Below are 18,502 nucleotides of genomic sequence, written 5' to 3'. Positions count from 1 at the left end.
TTTATATCGTACAATAAGATATATTCGTTAGTATAGAAATAAAATCCTTTTATTTGGATAAAAAATGTTGAAAAAGTTTATTTTTATTGAAATATAAGGTAATCTATGTGTAAAGGTATACATTTAGCAAGAGAGAGGATGATAGCTGTGAATACATTCAAATGGATGAGTCATGAACAGATGTATGTAGATGAAATACATGTTGAAAAATGTGGTCCTCTTTCAGTCGGCGTATATGGGGGAAATCAAGAGAGTGATGCATATGAACGAGGAGATGCGGTACTTGCTTGGTGGGATCCTGAATTACAATTTGAATTTGTTATGATTTTTGATACACATCACAAAACAAAAAATATAGATTATATAATAGAGGCAATTTCAGAAAGAAAAGAGAAACTAAAAGAGTTATTTTCCTATCCGATACATTTAGCTTTTCATCATACACATATGTACTTATTAGCGTTATTTACAGATGAATTGTTTATTGAAAAATGTGATCAAGATGATGAGGAACTTGCATGTTTAATTTGTTTACGAAAAGGCGAATTTTTATATTGGCTATCAGTTGGTGATTGCTTTGCATATTTATTCCATTCTGAGAAAACGAAGAATGGAAAAGGGCGCTTAAATAAACGGAAGAACTACGAATATATTGGTAGGAAAAATATTTTTGCAGCAAATACACCTTGTTTTACTTCAGGTGTAAGAGGATTAGAAAAAGGAATGAATCACATTGTAATGGCAACGGACGGTATTTTAGAGTGTGATAAACGAAGCTTTGATGATGATCAATCTTTAGTAGAAATATTGCACGACGGAAATAGCTTGCAGATTGAGCCAGTATTAACAAATGTACTGCAGTGGAAAGGTAGAGATTGTGCCACAATTATTGGATGGTCCATTGACACTGAAAATAAACAATGTGCTAATTAATATAAAAGGAGTTCAAGGTTTGTATCCTTGAACTCCTTTTTGTTAAGCGATATGGATGTGATACGTTTTTAACCACTCATTTACTTGAAGCATGTATTCCATAGCACTTCTTGCTTCAAAATTGTTAATTTCTTTATTATTCTGATCGGCAATCGCAAGTAATGTGGAATGATTAATAAGTGAGAAAATAGGATTGTTTTTATTACTGCACATGTCGAGTGATAAATGACGGATTGTTTGTAAATAATGTGGATCTTGTGAAGTCGGATACGCACTTTTTCTTCTATTGCGTACATCGTCAGGTAAAGCAGGTTGCAGTGCTCTACGTAAAATGCCTTTTTCAATATTATCAATGCTTTTTATGTTAAAAGGAACGTTCCATAAATATTCAACTAATCGATAATCGCAAAACGGTACACGAACTTCAAATCCTACAGCCATACTCATACGGTCTTTACGGTCAAGTAAGAATGGGAGAAATCTCGTTAAAAATAAATAAAACATTTGACGTTGTTTCGCGGATTTTTTACTTTCACCTTCAAGAGTAGGTACTTCAAGTATCGCTTCTTGGAATCGTGTATCAATATAATCTTCTAAGTTACATTGGTTATTTACTTCATTTAATAGAAGAGGAGATGTATTTTTCCAATTTGTTAGCCAAGGAAATTTATCTACATATAGTAATTCTTCTTGATGAAACCAAGGATATCCACCGAATACTTCATCAGCAGATTCTCCGGATAAAGCTACGGTCGCATCTTTTCTCATTTCGCAAAATAGTAAATATAGTGAAGTTTCCATTTCGCCAGCACTCGGTAAATCTTTTGCACGGAGGGGAACGAATAAGTGACTTGCTAATTCTTCAGCATTCACAATAATATCATGATGTAATGTTCCTACATGTTCAGAAACGCGTTTTACCCAAGGAGCGTCTAAACCAGTGCGAGCAAATGTCAGCTCAAAATCTTTTGCGCTATTTACAAAGTCAACGGAATACGTATGAAGTGTTTTATTTTCAGCAGCAAATTCTTTCCCCGCTAGTGCAGTAATACCGCTAGAATCTAATCCGCCTGATAACATGCAAACGAGAGGAACATCGGCAATTAATTGTCTTTTTACTGTATCTTGTAAAATAGATAAAATATGTGATGATGTATCTTCTATAGAATCTGTATGGACCTTACTTTCTAAATTCCAATACTTCGTAACTACTTTTTTATCACGTGTAAATGTTATAGAATGTCCGGCACGCACTTCTTGAATATGTTTAAATACGCCACATCCTGGAGTTCGAAATAAGCCTAATCCAAATATTTCATTTATGCCATTCGCATCAATTTCAGCAGGAACAGATGGATGAGCTAATAATGCTTTAATTTCAGATCCGAAAATAATGCTGTCATTTCTTTCTGTATAAAAGAGTGGCTTTACGCCTAAATGATCACGTGCTAAAAACAGTTGTTGCTTTTGATCATCCCATAAGGCAAAAGCGAAAATTCCGTTTAAATGTTGCACGCAATCTTCTTTCCATTCTAAATAAGCATGTAGTAAAACTTCAGTATCTGAATGCGTTCCAAATGCATGACCACATTTTTGAAGTTGTTCCCTCAGCTCACGGAAATTATAAATTTCTCCATTATACGTAAGAGCATACGTATAATCACCAGCACGAAATGTCTTCGGCTGTGCCCCGCCTTCTGGATCAATTACAATTAAACGCCGGTGTGCAAAGGCCGCACGAGGAGAAAACCAAAATCCTTCAGCATCCGGACCGCGATGCTGGATACTATTTGCCATCTTTTTTAAAATAACATGTTGATTTGAAAGGTCTTCTTTCCAATCTACCCAACCTGTAAGTCCACACATACATATCTCATCTCCTAATTTTAAATAGTAGATTAACGAAATAAAATGTACACTAAGTTAAAGAATGACTATATAAATAGTGTACTACGTGAATCAAATTGCAGACTTGAGAAAATTTTCTTTGAACGCATAGTTATATGAGACAATAGCTAAGGGAAAGTATTCCATTACATACAAAAAATAAAAAAGATGAGAGAAAATATTTTTTAAGACGTTATATAGGGTGTAAAAGCTTTTACAAAAAAATAAGGGGAATCGCTACATGAAATCAAATGAGAAAAATTATATAAAAAGATTACAGCGACAAAAAGAAGATGCACTAGAATTTATTGTCGATACATACTTACCACTCATAAAAGGAATCACGCACAAAGTTCTTCTTCCAGTTCAAAATGATGGACTTATAGAGGAATGTGTAAATGATATTTTCCTATCCATTTGGAATAACGCAAATAAGTTTCATGGAGAGCCGGGTGATTTTAAAAAATGGATTGCAGCGATTGCGAAGTTTAAAGCAATTGATTATTACCGGAAAGCGACTAGAAAAGTAGAAATTATTTCAGATGAGATTTCTATCAGTACGGAAAAGTCAGTGGAAGACGAATTGATTGTTATGGAAGATAGGGAAGAATTATTAAATCTTATTAATCAATTAGAACCGCTAGATCAAAAAGTGTTCATTATGAAATATTTACTCGGTATGAAGACAGAGGAAATAGGTAACAAGTTAGGGTTAACTAGGGCAGCGATCGATAATCGTGTGTACCGGGGAAAAAAGAAACTACAACAAAATGCTACGAATATTAGTTTTGGAGGTAGTGCAATATGAAAGACATTTATGAACTATTAAATGATATTGATATAGATGAAAAAGAACTTAAGGAAATTGAGGCTTCTGAAATTGAAAAAGAAAAAGTGAAGCGTAATGTAAAACAATCGATACGTACGAAGAAAAAGATGAAAAGTTGGAAAAAGGGTGTCGCTGCTGCATCTATTTTATTCGGCGTATCGGTTGCCATGCTTGGCATCGGATTTCCTACATACGCTGGAGGATTACCAATAGTAGGGGACATATTCCGATTTTTAGATAATGGTAGAACAGGGTTATATGAAAATTATAAAGCGTTTTCGACTGAATTGAATATGACGAGAGAGAGTAATGGGGTTAAGGTTACAATTAATGATGCTGTGTTCGATGGTAGAACAATCACAATCACATATTCTATTGAGAGTGATAAAGATTTAGGAGAGAAACCGTTCCCATTTGGAAGTCCGCAAGTTATGGGCTTTAATGGCGGAGGAGGTAGTTCGAACGTTACAAAAGTTGGAGAGGGAAAATATGTAGGTATGACTACGATGAGTGGTCATGGTAGTGAAAGGTTAGATGTTGCAAATGTTTGGTGGGATATAGAGGCAATTGAGTTGGATTATGAAGGTAATACAATAAAGGGGAACTGGAATTTCGCGCTTAGTCTAAAAGCAATGGATAGTAAGGAAGTAAAAGTTAATAAGGTTTCTGAAAGTGAATTAATAAAAGTAAATATAGAAAAAATGGAAGTAACTCCGATGTCATTTATCGTTTTTTTCAATCAGGAAGAATCTAAGGCATTAAGAAGTATATGGGATAGTGCGGATGTTGAGTTAGAAATAAAAGATGATTTAGGAAATCATTATGCTGGTGAAGGAAATGGCGGAAGTAGTACAGTAGCAGAGCCACATAAAAGTAGTTGGAGTGCTACATTCCAAAAGTTAAACGAAAATGCAACAAGGCTTATCGTTACACCTCGTGTACACTTGCGAGTTCATACACCTGAAAATCATGGTGGAGTGGAGTATGTGAATGGAAAAGAGAAGAAAATAGAAGTGCCGAAAAAAGAAGCGAAGAGTAAAGATATTGTTCTAGATGATATAGTAATTGATTTAAAGAAATAAAAGAGAGACTGCCTAAAACCGTTAGGCAGTCTTTTTTTCGTTAAGAACTAGTCACAAGTAAAGCATGCGGATGCTGCGTTTTATACTCATCTTTCCACGGAATGTTTAGTTGTTCCCACGATTCGCCACTAGTAGTGGATTGAAACACGCCGTTGTTATTTAACGTGTAAAACGTATGTGGTTCAGCTTCGTTTGTCGCAAACATTGAAATAACTGTACCAATTGCAGATGGTAGTCCTTGTTGTACTTGCTCGAAAGGAGTATTTTTCGTTTTACGATATATATAAGATTCATAAGGAATACGGTGATGCGCGAGGTCTGCACTCGGTGCGGCAGAAACGAGAATCGTATCGCAATCAGCTGGATCGATAGCCATGCTGTATAAGTAATGATGCTCAAGTCCGTCACTACATGAAATCCAGTTGTTTCCGCTGTTATAACTTTCAAGGTATGCACGATCAGGTCCGCCCATAAACCCGTCACCACATGATGCATAAAGGCGATTTGGGGCTTCAGGGTGCATAAGTAATTGATGAGCATCGATAGGAGCACCGAATTTTTTATCAATCCATGTATGCCCTTTATCGTTACTTTGAATAACAGCACCAGCTTCAATTGAAACATGAATTGTATTTGGATTGTTTGGATCCACTGTAATCCAGCGTACGTGATGAGTAAAAGGTCTAGGCGGGAAAGCCCACGTATAAGAAGATAATAATGATTTCATATTTTTTAGTTCCGTCCACGTTTCGCCACCATTTTCTGAGCGGAATAAAGCGCTCGGTTCTGTGCCGACATAAACGACGCCATATCCGTTAACTTGTTCATTAGGGCTTATCGTAATGGAAGTGATCGAAGAATGTAAAATACCATCTTCTTTTGGAAAATCAAAGTAACGATAAGAATCTCCAATGGGTCTCCATGAATCTCCGCTATCGTCACTTAACCAGAGACCTCGTCCAAATGTTCCGCAATATACACGGTTTTGTTGGAATGGATCAAAGGCGATACAGGTAGGTTGCATATTTTGTAAGTGATACGTTGCTTCATAGTTACCAGATTGTTCTTTCACTACAACAAGTTCACGTTCCATACAGAGAAATAAACGTTTCATTTTCGTAGCCTCCTTAAAAATTCTTTTATTAGTAAACAATATGAAAATAAAAAAGAAGTAGTCTTGTTTTATTTGAGAAAAAGGGATTGTTTAAAAAGTAGCGAAGTGTGTATACAGAGGAAGTGGGCGTTTACGAACAGTCAATTCGGGATAAAGACGTGGAGTTTGTTTCATACTAATGTACAGATATTGTAAGTAAAGGAGCATTTGTATGGGACATTCACATGATCACGGTCATTCTAATAATAAAAAGGCGCTACTAATTGCTTTTGTATTAACGACAAGTTTTATGATTGCTGAAGTTATTGGGGGATTTGTAACAAATAGCTTAGCACTACTATCTGACGCGGGGCATATGCTAAGTGATGCGGTATCTTTAGCTTTAAGTTTACTTGCGTTTAAGCTCGGAGAAAAAACAGCAACAACTGCGAAAACATATGGGTATAAGCGGATTGAAATGTTAGCGGCATTATGTAACGGTGTCGTTCTTATTGTCATTTCAGTATACATTTTTATTGAAGCAATTCGCCGTTTTAAAGAACCAGTTGAGATTGCTAGTAATGGAATGCTCATTATTGCTGTACTTGGTCTGCTTATTAATATTTTATCAGCTTGGATATTAATGAGAGGCGGCGATGTGAAGGGAAATTTGAATTTAAGAAGTGCTTTCTTACACGTATTAGGCGATCTATTAGGATCAGTTGGAGCGATTATTGCTGCGCTACTTATTAAATTTTTCGGATGGACTGCTGCAGATGCGATTGCTAGTATTCTTGTGTCTATTTTAGTCATTATTAGTGGATGGCGTGTAACACGTGATACGGTCCATATATTAATGGAAGGTGCACCGCAGCACATAAATGTTGAAGAGGTAAAAAGTACATTATTAAATATTACGGTTGTAAAAGAAGTTCATGATTTGCACATATGGTCTGTCACATCGGATTTTCAAGTATTAACTTGCCACTTGATTATTAAAGGTAATGAAACGCAAAATGTATTAAAAGAGGCTACTGATGTATTAAAGGAGAAGTTTCATGTAGAACATGTCACCATTCAAGTAGAAATAGATGGTGAATTTCATCATAGTGAGACAACTTGCAAAGTATGAAAGAAAAAGGATAAGAAAAAGTGTCATAACATTTTTCGCACGGCATACATATATATAATGTGGCCACAAATACTTTGTAAGGTAAATATTTCATGAAATTACTTTACTTATAAAGAGTCATCTTTTATAATCAAAAGTGGTAATTGATAAAGATTATCATTTTCAATGATCGTAGAAAGGAGTTTTTTAAAAGATGAGTAGTCAACTCCGTTTTGCTGTTGAAAATCGTAAGAGGCATTTAATTGACGAGTTAATTGGGGCAGGTGTGTTTAAAATTCGCGACCGACAATTATACGAGCTGTCTTTAGAGGAATTGGAAAAAGAGTACGAAGATATGGAAGATTATGCAGATATTCAGGCATAACTATATAGATTAGTAAAAGGAGAGCTGGTTACGGTTTTGTGTAACCAGCTCTATTATTATTTCGTAGAAATTATTTTTGATATTTCTTTCATTGGGCGGAGCCAGTTTTGAGACATCATTTGTTCCATTTGTTTTTCGTCCTGCTTTTGCAGTGCTTGAATGATAGAGTGATGTTCTTCAATAGATTGACTTGCTGGAACAAAGTTTTGGAAAAACAAGTATTCAAGACGTAAAACGTGAAGTTGCATATTTTCTAGAAAGGGTTCAATATATTGGTTTTTAGCAATAGAAGAAATTGTATTGTGAAATTGTATATCTAGTTGTAAAGCTTGTTTTGCATTTTTCTTCACTATAGAGCGCTGAAAATCATCATTTATTTCAGAAAGTAGTTTCATATCAGTGTCTGTAATATTTTGAAGTGCTTGCTTTCCTATAATAGAGTGAAGACCAGCCATTGTTTCATAAATGATAGGAATGTCGTCTAACTTAATAGGAGCAATTTTTGTTTTTTGCCCAGGTACCATTTCCACTAATCCAGAAAGTTCTAATATTTGCAGTGCTTCTCTTACAGGTGTTCTACTTACTCCTAGTGCTTCAGCCAATTCCCCATCATTAATTTTTTCGTCAGGCTGCAGTACACCTTCAATAATCCAATCTTGTAGTTGATTTAAAACGAGTGATTTTGCCGAAACTCTTCCTTGTTTTTTATAATTTTGAGGGATAGGCATAGTGAATTCAATCCTTTCATTGTATATTTTCCTTTTTCTCATGAACAAGCTTTAATTCTGGTTTCCCTTCATCTGGTTTTTGACTTAAGATGAGCACCATTACAATGACACAAAAAGCCCCTAATAACTGAAAAGATTGAAACGGTACGTGTAATATAAGTACAGAAGAAATAATAGCTGCGAGTGGTTCAGTACAACCAAATAATGTCGTTTCTTTCGGAGTCAAGTATCGTATGCTGTCTAAGTATAGATAAAATGCGATGAGTGTCCCGAAAATGACGACAAATGTGATGAGCGGTAGGGTACTTAGTTTTACATATTTCATAGTTGATAATAAAATGAATTCTTTTGTAGTAATAAAGTGTACAATCGTTACACCAATACCCCCAATAATCATGCCCCATCCAACGATAACCGAGGAAGACCATCTATCTAGTAATTCTTTTGAATATAAACTATAAAAAGCGAGAGATAATCCAGATAAAATGCCCCAAACGATAGCTGGTGTAGAAACAGCTAAGTTATGAACAGACCCGTTTGTCAGTAAGAGAAAAGTGCCTACTAATGAAAGGGCAATTGAAATGAAATCAATTTTTGATGGACGAACGTTCCATTTGAAAAGTAAGTATACAGTGATGAATATAGGAGCTAAATATTGTAATAATGTTGCGACCGCAGCATTTCCTTCTTTAATAGAAGCAAAGTATGTGTACTGTACAGCAAGCATACCGAATAAGCCAAACAATATCATTTTAGTAGCATCAGATCTTTGTTTCCATATGCCGAATATTTCTTTTTTGTTCGTTCCGAATGATGAAATAATGAGTAAGATAACGCCGGATATAAGTAATCGGATTGTAACTAACCATTCAGTAGAAACATGTTCATATTGAAAAAGTTGTTGTGCGGCTGTTCCGGACAATCCCCATAAACAAGCGCCAATTACAACCATAATGATTCCTTTTAAACGATTTGGATCCATAAGGTATTTAGTCCTCCTTTCAAAATATATATTGGATACATTATGCAATATATCACAGAGTGTATAAAAAATAAACTGAAATTTCTTACTTAATGTAAAGTTGTTATTCAAATTAAAGAAAGTTTGTTAATTAAGAGAACGATAAAATAAAAAAGGCTTCTATTGACGGAAGCCTTTTTTATTTTAGATTATGAAGTGTAAGTAAAAGCCGGAATAGGGTCAATAAATGTATTCCAGTTTTGTTCCATTTCCTTTTCTGTTAATAGACAATCATCTAATGATTGTTCAATCACAGGACGATTCATATCAATACCGATAAATACGAGCTCAGTTATTCGATCCCCATATCGCTCGTCCCAGTTTTTCAATACTTCGGGTTCTTCTGTAATAATTTGATTTCTTTCAGTTTCAGGTAATGCCGCTATCCATTCACCGGCTCCTTGAATTGTAATAGAGGAACCTGCTTGAGATAGAAGCCCTATCATATTATTACGAGATGCGAGCCAGAAAAAGCCTTTCGCTCTTACAACATCTACAGGCCATTTTTTTAGCCAATTCATAAGGCGTTCAGGATGGAAAGGAGATTTACGACGGTACACAAAGGAATTGATACCATATTCTTCAGTTTCGGGTGTATGATGTTCACTATTTAGTTCTTGCATCCAGCCCGCCGATTGACTCGCTTCCTCATAATTGAATAGATTTGTATTTAAAATTTCTTGCAGTGGTACGTTGCTAAATGAAGATTCAATAATTTTTGCACCGTGATTTAATTTTTGTAGTAAATGATGAAGTTCTATCCTATCTTCTCTTTCTATTAAATCAATTTTATTAAGAATAATGACATTCGCAAATTCAATTTGGTCTATTAGTAAATCAATAACTTCTCGAGTATCATTTTCATCGATAGCCTGTTTACGGTCTAATAAACTTTCACCATCTGCAAAATCATCCCAAAATTTATTCGCATCTACAACTGTAACCATCGTATCGAGGTGACAATTTTTCGTTAAATCGATATTAAGTACTTCGTCAGTATAAGTAAATGTTTGGGCAACCGGAATCGGCTCACTTATACCTGAAGATTCAATAACTATATAGTCAATATCACCGTTTTCAACAAGACGATTCACTTCTATTATTAAATCTTCTCGTAGTGTACAACAAATACAGCCATTTTGAATTTCTACTAATTTTTCCTCCGTACGTGAAAAACCACCTTTTTTTATAAGGGAGGCATCAATGTTTACTTCGCTCATATCATTAACGATAACAGCTACTTTTAAGTTGTTCTTATTAGTCAAAATATGATGTAGTAAGGTAGTTTTGCCAGCTCCTAAAAAACCACTTAATACAGTGATAGGTACTTTTTTCATGAAATAATCTCTCCTTTAAATCGTAATGATTACGTTTTATATTAAGCGATAAAAAAGAAAAAATCAATAATAAATCATAATGATTACGATTTAAGAATAGAAATAGACTATAAAATTTGTGCTGTAGTAGTGTAGGGCATTTGGACAAGTATACGATTTAATATGAATAAAGTGGGGGGATAATGTTGGTCTTTAATAGAGTTTCAAAAGAATTAATAGGAATAGCTCTTATTGCTATTTTTCTTTTTTTATTATTTTTTGTAGATTTTACAAGTCTAGCAAATTTGCACAAAAGTATGCCAAAAGAATGGTTGAATGTGAATACGGTGTTTTTAAGTATTATATTCGAAGCAATACCTTTTATTTTATTAGGGGTAATTGTTTCTTCTCTCATTCAAGTGTTTGTGACGGAAGATATGATTCATAAAGTAATGCCGAAATCACAGATTGCTGCAATGATTCCAGCGGTATTTGTCGGAATTATTTTTCCGATGTGTGAATGTGTCATCATACCAATCGTAAGAAGACTTATTCAAAAAGGGCTCCCTCTTCATGTAGGAATTGTAATTTTATTGAGTGCACCTATTATGAATCCGATTGTTCTTTTATCTACCGTATATGCATTTCAAAAAAATGATGTAGTTGTATATGCACGCTTTGGGATAACAATTTGTGTGGCGCTATTAGTAGGGCTAATTGTGTATTATTTCTATCGCGGGAAAAATATTTTAAAAGATATAGAGGATCCGGTTCAGAAAGAAGAAAAAAAGGGCTGGGGGAATGTTGTGAATCACACCGTAGATGAGTTTTTTGATACAGGTAAATATTTATTGATTGGTGCTTTTTTTGCGAGCGTATTTCAAACGTTTTTTGATCGAAATGTACTTGATGCAGTGGCTCATAATGAAGTGATTTCCCCAATTATTATGATGGGATTTGGTTATGTTTTATCCATTTGCTCAGCAGCTGATGCATTTATAGCGGCATCTTTTGGACATGTTTTCTCTGTAAAAGCACTTCTCGCATTTCTTGTGTTTGGACCTATGCTTGATATGAAAAATACATTAATGCTATTTGCTTATTTTCAAAAGAGATTTGTATTCTTTTTGATTGGAATTATTATTTTATCGGTGTACACAATCGTGCAAATTACAACGTTATAGGAGGTGGGAAATAGTGGTAGAAAAGGAACGGAAGGCCTATCATCGCTATATTCGTGGCGTTATTTTAATTGGTTTAGCAATGCTTTTATTTAAACTACTTGTAACAGGGAATATTTATAATTTTATCGCTCCAAAAATGATTAAATTTACGTATATAGCTTTTGCAGTGATTTTACTTCTTGGTTCTTTACAAGTTTGGAGAGATGGGAGAGAAAAACAGGATGATTGTAATTGTTGTAAGCATCATACAGCATTAAAATCAGGGATGAAAAGTTTCTTTGTATATGTTTTATTTGTTGTTCCGATTATTAGTGCTTTTCTATTTGGAAGTGTAACAATTGACGGCAGTTTAGCGGGAAAAAGGGGTATGAATCAAAGTGTACAGGCAAGAAGTATGGAAAAGAACGAAAAAGAGGGAATACAGGCAAATTCTGATTGGAAAGAAATATTAGTTGATCAAGATGAAACCTCGAATTTAAAAGTGACAGATCAAGTGGAAGAGCAATTAGAAAAAAGTATGTTAGGACAACGAAAAATACAAGTAGAGGATAAGGATTATGTTCAAACAATGAGTATAATTGGCCAAGATGTAAAAGGGTTTAAAGGGAAAGAAATTACATTCTCAGGATTTATATATAATGATAAGGATGTGAAGGGTGATAAAGCGGTAGTGGCGCGATACGGCATAACTTGTTGTATTGCGGATGCATCAGTCTGGGGGATGATTGTTGCAGGGGAAAACGTAAATAAGCTCCCACAGGAAACATGGGTGAAAATAACAGGTTTGTTGGACGAAACGACATATAAAGGAACACTATTTCCACTTGTAAAAGTAAGTAAAGTAGAGAAAATCAATATGCCTACAGATCCGTATGTATACGATGCTTTACCACAATAAGAAAGGAATAATAATTCATATTTTTATGAAATAAAATCATAATTACAATGATAAAAAAATAAAGATAAGAGTAATTTGGTTTGTTAAAAATATGTGTAGAAGGAGAAATGTGATGAGCTGGGTTACTCATAAACCAACATTTGAATTTGATCAATATAGTCCATATATTAGAATGAATTCTGCGTGGGTGGGACATTTAAACTTTGCTTATGATTTAGTAAGATTTGAAAAGCCAGAAATATTAGTTGAGTTAGGTACCCATTTAGGAGCTTCTTTTTTCAGTTTTTGCCAAGGGGTAAAAGACGGAGGATTATCTACAAAATGCTTTGCTGTAGATACTTGGGCAGGAGATGAGCATACAGGTCCATATGGAGAAGGTGTTTTTCAAGTAGTGAGTAAATATACGGACATGAGTTACCCTCATATAGGTAATTTAATTCGGTCTACTTTTGACGAGGCTGTGGATCAGTTTCAAGATGGAACGATAAATTTGTTGCACATTGATGGCTATCATACGTATGAAGCAGTTTCTCATGATTATAAAACATGGTTACCGAAACTTGCAAATAACGGTATCGTGCTATTTCACGATATTGAGGTGAAAGATCGAAACTTCGGCGTGTATAAATTTTGGGATGAGGTCAAAGCGAAGTATCCTCATTTTCAGTTTGAGCATTCATATGGGCTTGGAGTGTTATTTCCGAAAGGTTGTAGCGATAATTTTGTGGAAATCCTTAAAAATAAAGAAGAAATACAAGATATGTATAAATAAAAGTGGAGCATGCATCATTTGAATGATGTGTGCTTTTTTTATGTGGCGAATAATGATAGTCCTTAAAACGGTGAGCATAATAGTAAAAAGTTTTATGGTAGCAAATATTAAAAAAGTTACTCTTTGATTGTTATATATAAAAAATGTAACATTTTTTATATTTTCCATTGCGAAAAGTAGCATCTACTTTTACAATAGAAAAGGTGTCCATATATTATACTGGAAAAATAAATCGAAATAATATGAAAATTTTGTTTTGTCTTCGCTAATTGTATATTACATACATGTAAGACGACATACGTCATGTTATCGACTTGTAAGGAGAGAAAAAAATGAAAAGTGTAAGATTACCATCGATGCTAGAAATCATAGTTCTTTTATTACTATTTCTTGCTGTTGTCTTTTCCTTCCAAACGATTTTTGATCTCCCAATTCAATTAGCGCTATTTATTTCATGGTTTTTAGTAATTGCGCTTGGATTAAGATTAGGATTTCGTTATCAAGAATTGCAAGATGCAATTACGAAAGGGATTTCTAACGGATTAGAAGCAATACTCATTTTAGTTGCAGTAGGTGCTTTAATTGGAACATGGATTGCTGGTGGTGTAGTACCAACATTAATCTATTATGGATTAGAATTTATTCACCCTAGCATATTCCTATTAGCAACATTAATTATTTGTTCGATAACTTCTATCGCGACAGGAACATCATGGGGAACAGTTGGAACAGCAGGTATTGCTATGATGGCAATTGGTGAAGGACTTGGTTTACCACTTCCACTTGTTGCTGGTGCAGTTCTTTCAGGAGCTTATTTCGGCGATAAATTATCACCACTTTCTGATAGCACAGTTCTTGCAGCGTCTATGGCGAAAGTAGATGTTATTGCTCACGTTCGAGCTATGCTCGTATTAGATGTTCCGGCTTATATTATTACTAGTATTATGTTTACTGTAGCTGGTTGGATGTATGGCGGCGATAATGTAGATTTAAATCGAGTAGAATTTTTAAAGGAATCATTATTAAAACACTTTGATATTAAAATATGGATGTTAGTTCCGGCGATCATTGTCATTGTACTATTAGCAATGAAGAAACCGTCTATGCCAACAATTGCAATGGGAGCATTAATTGGTGCAATTTGGGCAACTCTTTTCCAAGGAATGAACTTTGGAGATGCGATTGGAACAGCGTATAACGGATTCTCAATTCAATCTGGTGTTGAGTTTGTTGACAAGTTATTGAACCGTGGTGGAATTAACGGTATGCTTGGCTCAGTAGCCGTTATCATTTTCGGTTTAGGATTTGGTGGATTACTTGAAAAACTAGGTGTTTTAAAAGTGATTGTATCAAAATTTGAGAAGAAATTAAATTCTGCGGGTAATGTAACATTGTCTACATTAATCGTAGCATTCTTAGCCAATATATTTGGTTGTGCGATGTATGTGTCACTAATTTTAACACCGAAAATTATGGAAGATAGCTATGATAAATTAAAAATAGACCGTCGTGTATTAGCACGTAACTCAGAAGTAGGTGGAACGCTAACTTCAGGTATGGTTCCATGGTCTGATAATGGTATTTTTATGGCTGGTATTTTAGGTGTAGCAACGTTCTCATATGTTCCATTTATGTGGTTAAGCTTCGTATCGTTAATTTTAGCAGTTATTTACGGATATACAGGAAAATTCATTTGGTATGTAGATGACGTTGAAAAAGGAAAGCAAGCATCATAAAAAAATACCTTCTGCGATGGCAGGAGGTATTTTTTTTATATACACGAGTGAGAATTCTTATCATTCGGGTGAAAGTCTGTTAAAATGAGAAATGTAGGTATTTTATTTTCAAGGGGATGAAAAAATGGAGTACAGAATTGAAAGAGATACAATAGGAGAAATAAAAGTTCCAGCTGATAAATTATGGGCAGCACAAACGCAACGTAGTAAAGAAAACTTCCCGATTGGAACAGAGCAAATGCCGCTTGAAATTATAAAAGCATTTGCCATTTTAAAGAAAAGTGCAGCACTTAGTAATCAAAAATTAGGAAAGCTATCAGAAGAAAAAGCAGAAGCAATTGTGGCAGCAGCTGACGAAGTGATTGCAGGGAAATGGAATGAACATTTTCCACTTGTCGTATGGCAAACTGGTAGCGGTACGCAGTCAAACATGAATGTGAATGAAGTAATTGCAAATCGTGGGAATCGAATTTTGAAAGAGAAGGGATCTGACGTACATATTCATCCGAACGATGATGTGAACATGTCTCAAAGTTCAAATGATACATTTCCAACAGCGCTTCATGTAGCGTGTGTAATCGCAGTAGAAAATCACGTGTTACCAGCAATTACGAAATTAAAAGAGACGTTAGCAGAAAAAGTAACTGCATTTGAACATATTATAAAAATTGGTCGTACACACTTACAAGATGCAACACCGTTAACATTAGGACAAGAAATTAGCGGATGGCACCGTATGCTTGAAAAAACAGAGCGTATGATTGCTGAGAGCAATACATATATGAAAGAGCTTGCGATTGGTGGTACTGCAGTTGGAACAGGTATTAATGCTCATCCTAAATTTGGTGAGATGGTGTCAGAGGAAATTAGCAAATTTACAGGTAAGCAATTTATTTCTGCACCAAATAAGTTCCACGCATTAACGAGCCATGATGAAGTTGTATATACGCATGGTGCATTAAAAGCATTAGCAGCTGATTTAATGAAAATCGCTAATGATGTGCGCTGGTTGGCAAGTGGTCCACGTAGTGGTCTAGGAGAAATTATTATTCCGGCAAATGAGCCAGGAAGCTCTATTATGCCAGGTAAAGTAAATCCAACGCAAAGTGAAGCGTTAACGATGGTTGTAGCGCAAGTAATGGGAAATGACGCAACAATTGGATTTGCTGCGAGTCAAGGTAATTTTGAGTTAAATGTATTTAAACCTGTTATTGCATATAACTTCTTACAATCCGCCCACTTATTAGCAGACGCAATTGTTTCATTTAATGATAATTGTGCAGTTGGTATTGAAGCTGATGAAGAAGTCATTAAAGAGAATGTGAATCGTTCATTAATGCTTGTTACAGCATTAAACCCGCATATCGGATATGAAAATGCAGCGAAAATTGCGAAGCATGCTCATAAAGATGGTTTAACTTTAAAAGAGGCAGCATTGCAATCTGGACTACTAACAGAAGAACAATTTGATGAAATTGTAGATCCGAAAAAAATGATTGCTCCGAAAGAATAATAAAAAAGCCGAGATTCTTTGTTTAGAATCTTGGCTTTTTTATTATTTATCTTATCTATTTGTATTACTGTGCCACAATATATTATTTGTTAGCAGGCATATTCAATACTTTCATATGCGGACAGTTTTCTTTTAAGACTGAAATGAACTTTTCTTCTTCTTGGGGTATAAAAACAGTTACTGAGTCAAATAAATTGTAATGGATTTCTAATTGCTGTCTAATCCATTTTTTTGAATGAAGTTTTTTACCAGCGTATTTAACGTGACGAATGTCTTCAAATGGAATTTCAGTATGAAATATGAAACCGTGTTTTACAATAAGAGATGATGTAGTTATATTGTAGTGAGAAAAATAGAATGAAGAAAGATTCACGACATTTAGCAGCATCATGAGAGCGAAAAAAATAGAATTTTCATTTTGGAAGAATAGCGAAATGAAAAAAATAATGATAAATAATGTAATAAAAATGACGTAAAAAGGATTCTTTTTCGCTTTAAACTTCAAGTTAGTCACCTCGGTATACGTGTTCTTTAACTAAATTAAATCACAACATCGTAATAAAACATGTGAATATGCAGAATTGCATATTCTTTCGGCTTATTATTCGTGTAAAATTTCTTGATGGGATAAATTTAAATGGAGTTTTGTAATAGTGGAGTGGCATGAAGTGACTTACAAGAATCGAAAGGTAGCGTTAGTCATAATCAGTTGTATGATGATTATGGGTAGTTGTGCTAATACATTTGTTGAAGATAGAAACCGAAAGCATACATTTGTACAAGTAAGTAAGGTTTTAGTAGAGACTGTAAATAGAATATATAAAAAGTAAAAGGTGTTTTCTTATACGGAAACACCTTTTTTGTAGTTAAAATTGAATGTACTTTCTCCCAATGTCCATATTCACTAATCGTATATGTATTTTGGGCAATTTGTTTAACAGTAAACCAAGGGTCTTGAAGAATAGTCATGTTCTATTTCACATCCTGTTGACCGAATTTATATAAATACATTCGCTCTTCGCTGCACAAAACCCTTTTAATAGACGTTTTAATAAAAGTTTATAAAATGGGTAAACGAAATATTGAAATGTTTGTTTTAATTGTGTTAAGATGATGAAGTGATAATAAACGATATTGAAATTTGTTTGTTTTTAGATAAACATTTTAAAGGAGTGTTTAGTATGAGTGATATTTCAGAGAAGTTTTGGGATGCGTCGGTAGAGGAATTGAAAAAAGGGTATGTGTTTGATGAGGAAGCAGAGGAATATATTTGTTTAGCTTGTGGAGAAACGTTTATTAAGGGGGTTATTTATCAAGATAATCAAGTTTTGTATGAAGCAGAGAAGTTTGTACAAGTGCATGTGCAAAATGAACATACGTCTATGTTTGATTATTTATTAAACCTTGATAAGAAGTATACGGGTTTAACTGATTTGCAAAAGAAAATGGTTCAGTTTTTCCATATGGGGCTGAATGATAAAGAGATTGTAAAAGAGATGGATGGCGGAAGTACTTCAACTATCCGCAATCATCGGTTTACGCTTCGAGAGAAAATGAAGCAAGCGAAAGTGTTTTTAGCGTTAATGGAACTGTCAGAAGAAAAATCAAAAGTACAAACAAAATTTGTACCCATTCATAGAACAGCAACGATGGTAGATGACCGTTACAATATTACAGAAGAAGAAAATGATGAAGTATTAAAAACGCATTTTACAGAAGGATTAGATGGACCACTGTCTAAATTTCCAAAAAAGCAAAAGCGTAAGTTAATTATATTACGCCATTTAGTAACGAAGTTTGATAGTAATAAAAAGTACACTGAAAAAGAAGTAAATACTATCATAGAAAGTGTATACCCGGATTTTGTAACTTTAAGAAGATATTTAATCGAATATGGTTTTTTAGATAGAACAGCTGATGGAAGTCAATATTGGGTGAAGTTATAATATACGGAGAAGAAAATGAATAGAAGCATATCGTTATAACAACTATACAAAGAGATAGAAGTTGAAAA

Annotated in this window: 18 protein-coding genes; 11 read left to right on the top strand and 7 right to left on the bottom strand. The window is 34.3% G+C overall.

The genetic code is table 11. The features are described 5' to 3' along the window. Positions 1 to 105: 105 nt before the first annotated feature. The gene (locus DN390_RS03015; RefSeq protein WP_147806565.1) at positions 106 to 933 is read left to right on the top strand and encodes a PP2C family serine/threonine-protein phosphatase; all 828 of its coding nucleotides are present in this window, start codon (positions 106 to 108) and stop codon (positions 931 to 933) included. 42 nt (positions 934 to 975) lie between these two features. Here DN390_RS03015 and asnB read toward each other — a convergent pair whose 3' ends face one another. After that, complete coding sequence (gene asnB / locus DN390_RS03010) at positions 976 to 2,799, bottom strand: asparagine synthase (glutamine-hydrolyzing) (protein WP_147806564.1); 1,824 nt, start codon at positions 2,797 to 2,799, stop codon at positions 976 to 978. A 262-nt stretch (positions 2,800 to 3,061) separates the two neighbouring features. Between asnB and DN390_RS03005 the strand changes: the two genes are divergently transcribed. Together DN390_RS03005 and DN390_RS03000 are read left to right on the top strand one after the other, a co-directional pair. Continuing rightward, positions 3,062 to 3,628: a sigma-70 family RNA polymerase sigma factor gene (locus DN390_RS03005; protein WP_147806563.1), complete on the top strand. Its 567-nt coding sequence runs from the start codon at positions 3,062 to 3,064 to the stop codon at positions 3,626 to 3,628. Next, the gene (locus tag DN390_RS03000) at positions 3,625 to 4,731 is read left to right on the top strand and encodes a DUF4179 domain-containing protein (RefSeq protein ID WP_147806562.1); all 1,107 of its coding nucleotides are present in this window, start codon (positions 3,625 to 3,627) and stop codon (positions 4,729 to 4,731) included. The genes DN390_RS03005 and DN390_RS03000 overlap by 4 nt, the downstream gene beginning before the upstream one ends. A gap of 40 nt (positions 4,732 to 4,771) precedes the next feature. On the opposite strand, the gene DN390_RS02995 is transcribed toward DN390_RS03000, so the two are convergent. Further along, entirely contained in the window at positions 4,772 to 5,845 is a 1,074-nt protein-coding gene (locus DN390_RS02995) for a beta propeller repeat protein (RefSeq protein WP_147806561.1), read from the bottom strand. Between the two features lie 211 nt (positions 5,846 to 6,056). Between DN390_RS02995 and DN390_RS02990 the strand changes: the two genes are divergently transcribed. Together DN390_RS02990 and fbpA are read left to right on the top strand one after the other, a co-directional pair. Then, complete coding sequence (locus DN390_RS02990) at positions 6,057 to 6,956, top strand: cation diffusion facilitator family transporter (protein ID WP_147806560.1); 900 nt, start codon at positions 6,057 to 6,059, stop codon at positions 6,954 to 6,956. A gap of 193 nt (positions 6,957 to 7,149) precedes the next feature. Further along, the gene (gene fbpA, locus DN390_RS02985) at positions 7,150 to 7,320 is read left to right on the top strand and encodes a Fur-regulated basic protein FbpA (RefSeq protein ID WP_000098301.1); all 171 of its coding nucleotides are present in this window, start codon (positions 7,150 to 7,152) and stop codon (positions 7,318 to 7,320) included. Between the two features lie 56 nt (positions 7,321 to 7,376). On the opposite strand, the gene DN390_RS02980 is transcribed toward fbpA, so the two are convergent. The 3 genes from DN390_RS02980 to DN390_RS02970 all read right to left on the bottom strand — a co-directional run bounded on the left by DN390_RS02980 (position 7,377) and on the right by DN390_RS02970 (position 10,406). Next, entirely contained in the window at positions 7,377 to 8,048 is a 672-nt protein-coding gene (locus DN390_RS02980; RefSeq protein WP_147806559.1) for a GntR family transcriptional regulator, read from the bottom strand. A 16-nt stretch (positions 8,049 to 8,064) separates the two neighbouring features. After that, the gene (locus tag DN390_RS02975) at positions 8,065 to 9,030 is read right to left on the bottom strand and encodes a DMT family transporter (protein ID WP_147806558.1); all 966 of its coding nucleotides are present in this window, start codon (positions 9,028 to 9,030) and stop codon (positions 8,065 to 8,067) included. Between the two features lie 188 nt (positions 9,031 to 9,218). After that, positions 9,219 to 10,406 (bottom strand): GTP-binding protein, encoded by a 1,188-nt coding sequence (locus DN390_RS02970; RefSeq protein WP_147806557.1) that lies wholly within the window; start codon positions 10,404 to 10,406, stop codon positions 9,219 to 9,221. Between the two features lie 185 nt (positions 10,407 to 10,591). On the opposite strand from DN390_RS02970, the gene DN390_RS02960 reads away from it, so the two are divergent. The 5 genes from DN390_RS02960 to fumC all read left to right on the top strand — a co-directional run bounded on the left by DN390_RS02960 (position 10,592) and on the right by fumC (position 16,488). Further along, a complete protein-coding gene (locus DN390_RS02960) occupies positions 10,592 to 11,569 on the top strand; it encodes a permease (protein WP_147806556.1) in 978 nt (325 codons plus the stop codon). Positions 11,570 to 11,582: 13 nt separating this feature from the next. Next, complete coding sequence (locus tag DN390_RS02955) at positions 11,583 to 12,467, top strand: TIGR03943 family putative permease subunit (protein WP_147806555.1); 885 nt, start codon at positions 11,583 to 11,585, stop codon at positions 12,465 to 12,467. A gap of 112 nt (positions 12,468 to 12,579) precedes the next feature. Next, complete coding sequence (locus tag DN390_RS02950; RefSeq protein ID WP_060630324.1) at positions 12,580 to 13,239, top strand: class I SAM-dependent methyltransferase; 660 nt, start codon at positions 12,580 to 12,582, stop codon at positions 13,237 to 13,239. A 332-nt stretch (positions 13,240 to 13,571) separates the two neighbouring features. Continuing rightward, positions 13,572 to 14,975, top strand: a complete 1,404-nt coding sequence (nhaC, locus tag DN390_RS02940; RefSeq protein WP_097951414.1) for a Na+/H+ antiporter NhaC — start codon at positions 13,572 to 13,574, stop codon at positions 14,973 to 14,975. Positions 14,976 to 15,099: 124 nt separating this feature from the next. Next, positions 15,100 to 16,488, top strand: a complete 1,389-nt coding sequence (gene fumC, locus DN390_RS02935; protein ID WP_097951413.1) for a class II fumarate hydratase — start codon at positions 15,100 to 15,102, stop codon at positions 16,486 to 16,488. A gap of 82 nt (positions 16,489 to 16,570) precedes the next feature. Here fumC and DN390_RS02930 read toward each other — a convergent pair whose 3' ends face one another. Both DN390_RS02930 and DN390_RS02920 read right to left on the bottom strand, forming a co-directional pair. Next, positions 16,571 to 16,993: a PH domain-containing protein gene (locus DN390_RS02930; RefSeq protein ID WP_147806554.1), complete on the bottom strand. Its 423-nt coding sequence runs from the start codon at positions 16,991 to 16,993 to the stop codon at positions 16,571 to 16,573. A 230-nt stretch (positions 16,994 to 17,223) separates the two neighbouring features. After that, positions 17,224 to 17,457 carry a hypothetical protein gene (locus DN390_RS02920; RefSeq protein WP_147806553.1) on the bottom strand — a complete coding sequence of 78 codons (234 nt, stop codon included), beginning with the start codon at positions 17,455 to 17,457 and terminating at the stop codon, positions 17,224 to 17,226. Between the two features lie 212 nt (positions 17,458 to 17,669). On the opposite strand from DN390_RS02920, the gene DN390_RS02915 reads away from it, so the two are divergent. Next, positions 17,670 to 18,434, top strand: a complete 765-nt coding sequence (locus DN390_RS02915) for a DUF2087 domain-containing protein (protein WP_098198733.1) — start codon at positions 17,670 to 17,672, stop codon at positions 18,432 to 18,434. Positions 18,435 to 18,502 lie beyond the last annotated feature (68 nt).

It is taken from the genome of Bacillus sp. SH7-1, from assembly GCF_008042405.1.
Lineage (GTDB): Bacteria > Bacillota > Bacilli > Bacillales > Bacillaceae_G > Bacillus_A > Bacillus_A thuringiensis_N.
This window is presented reverse-complemented; position numbering and strand designations above follow the sequence as displayed.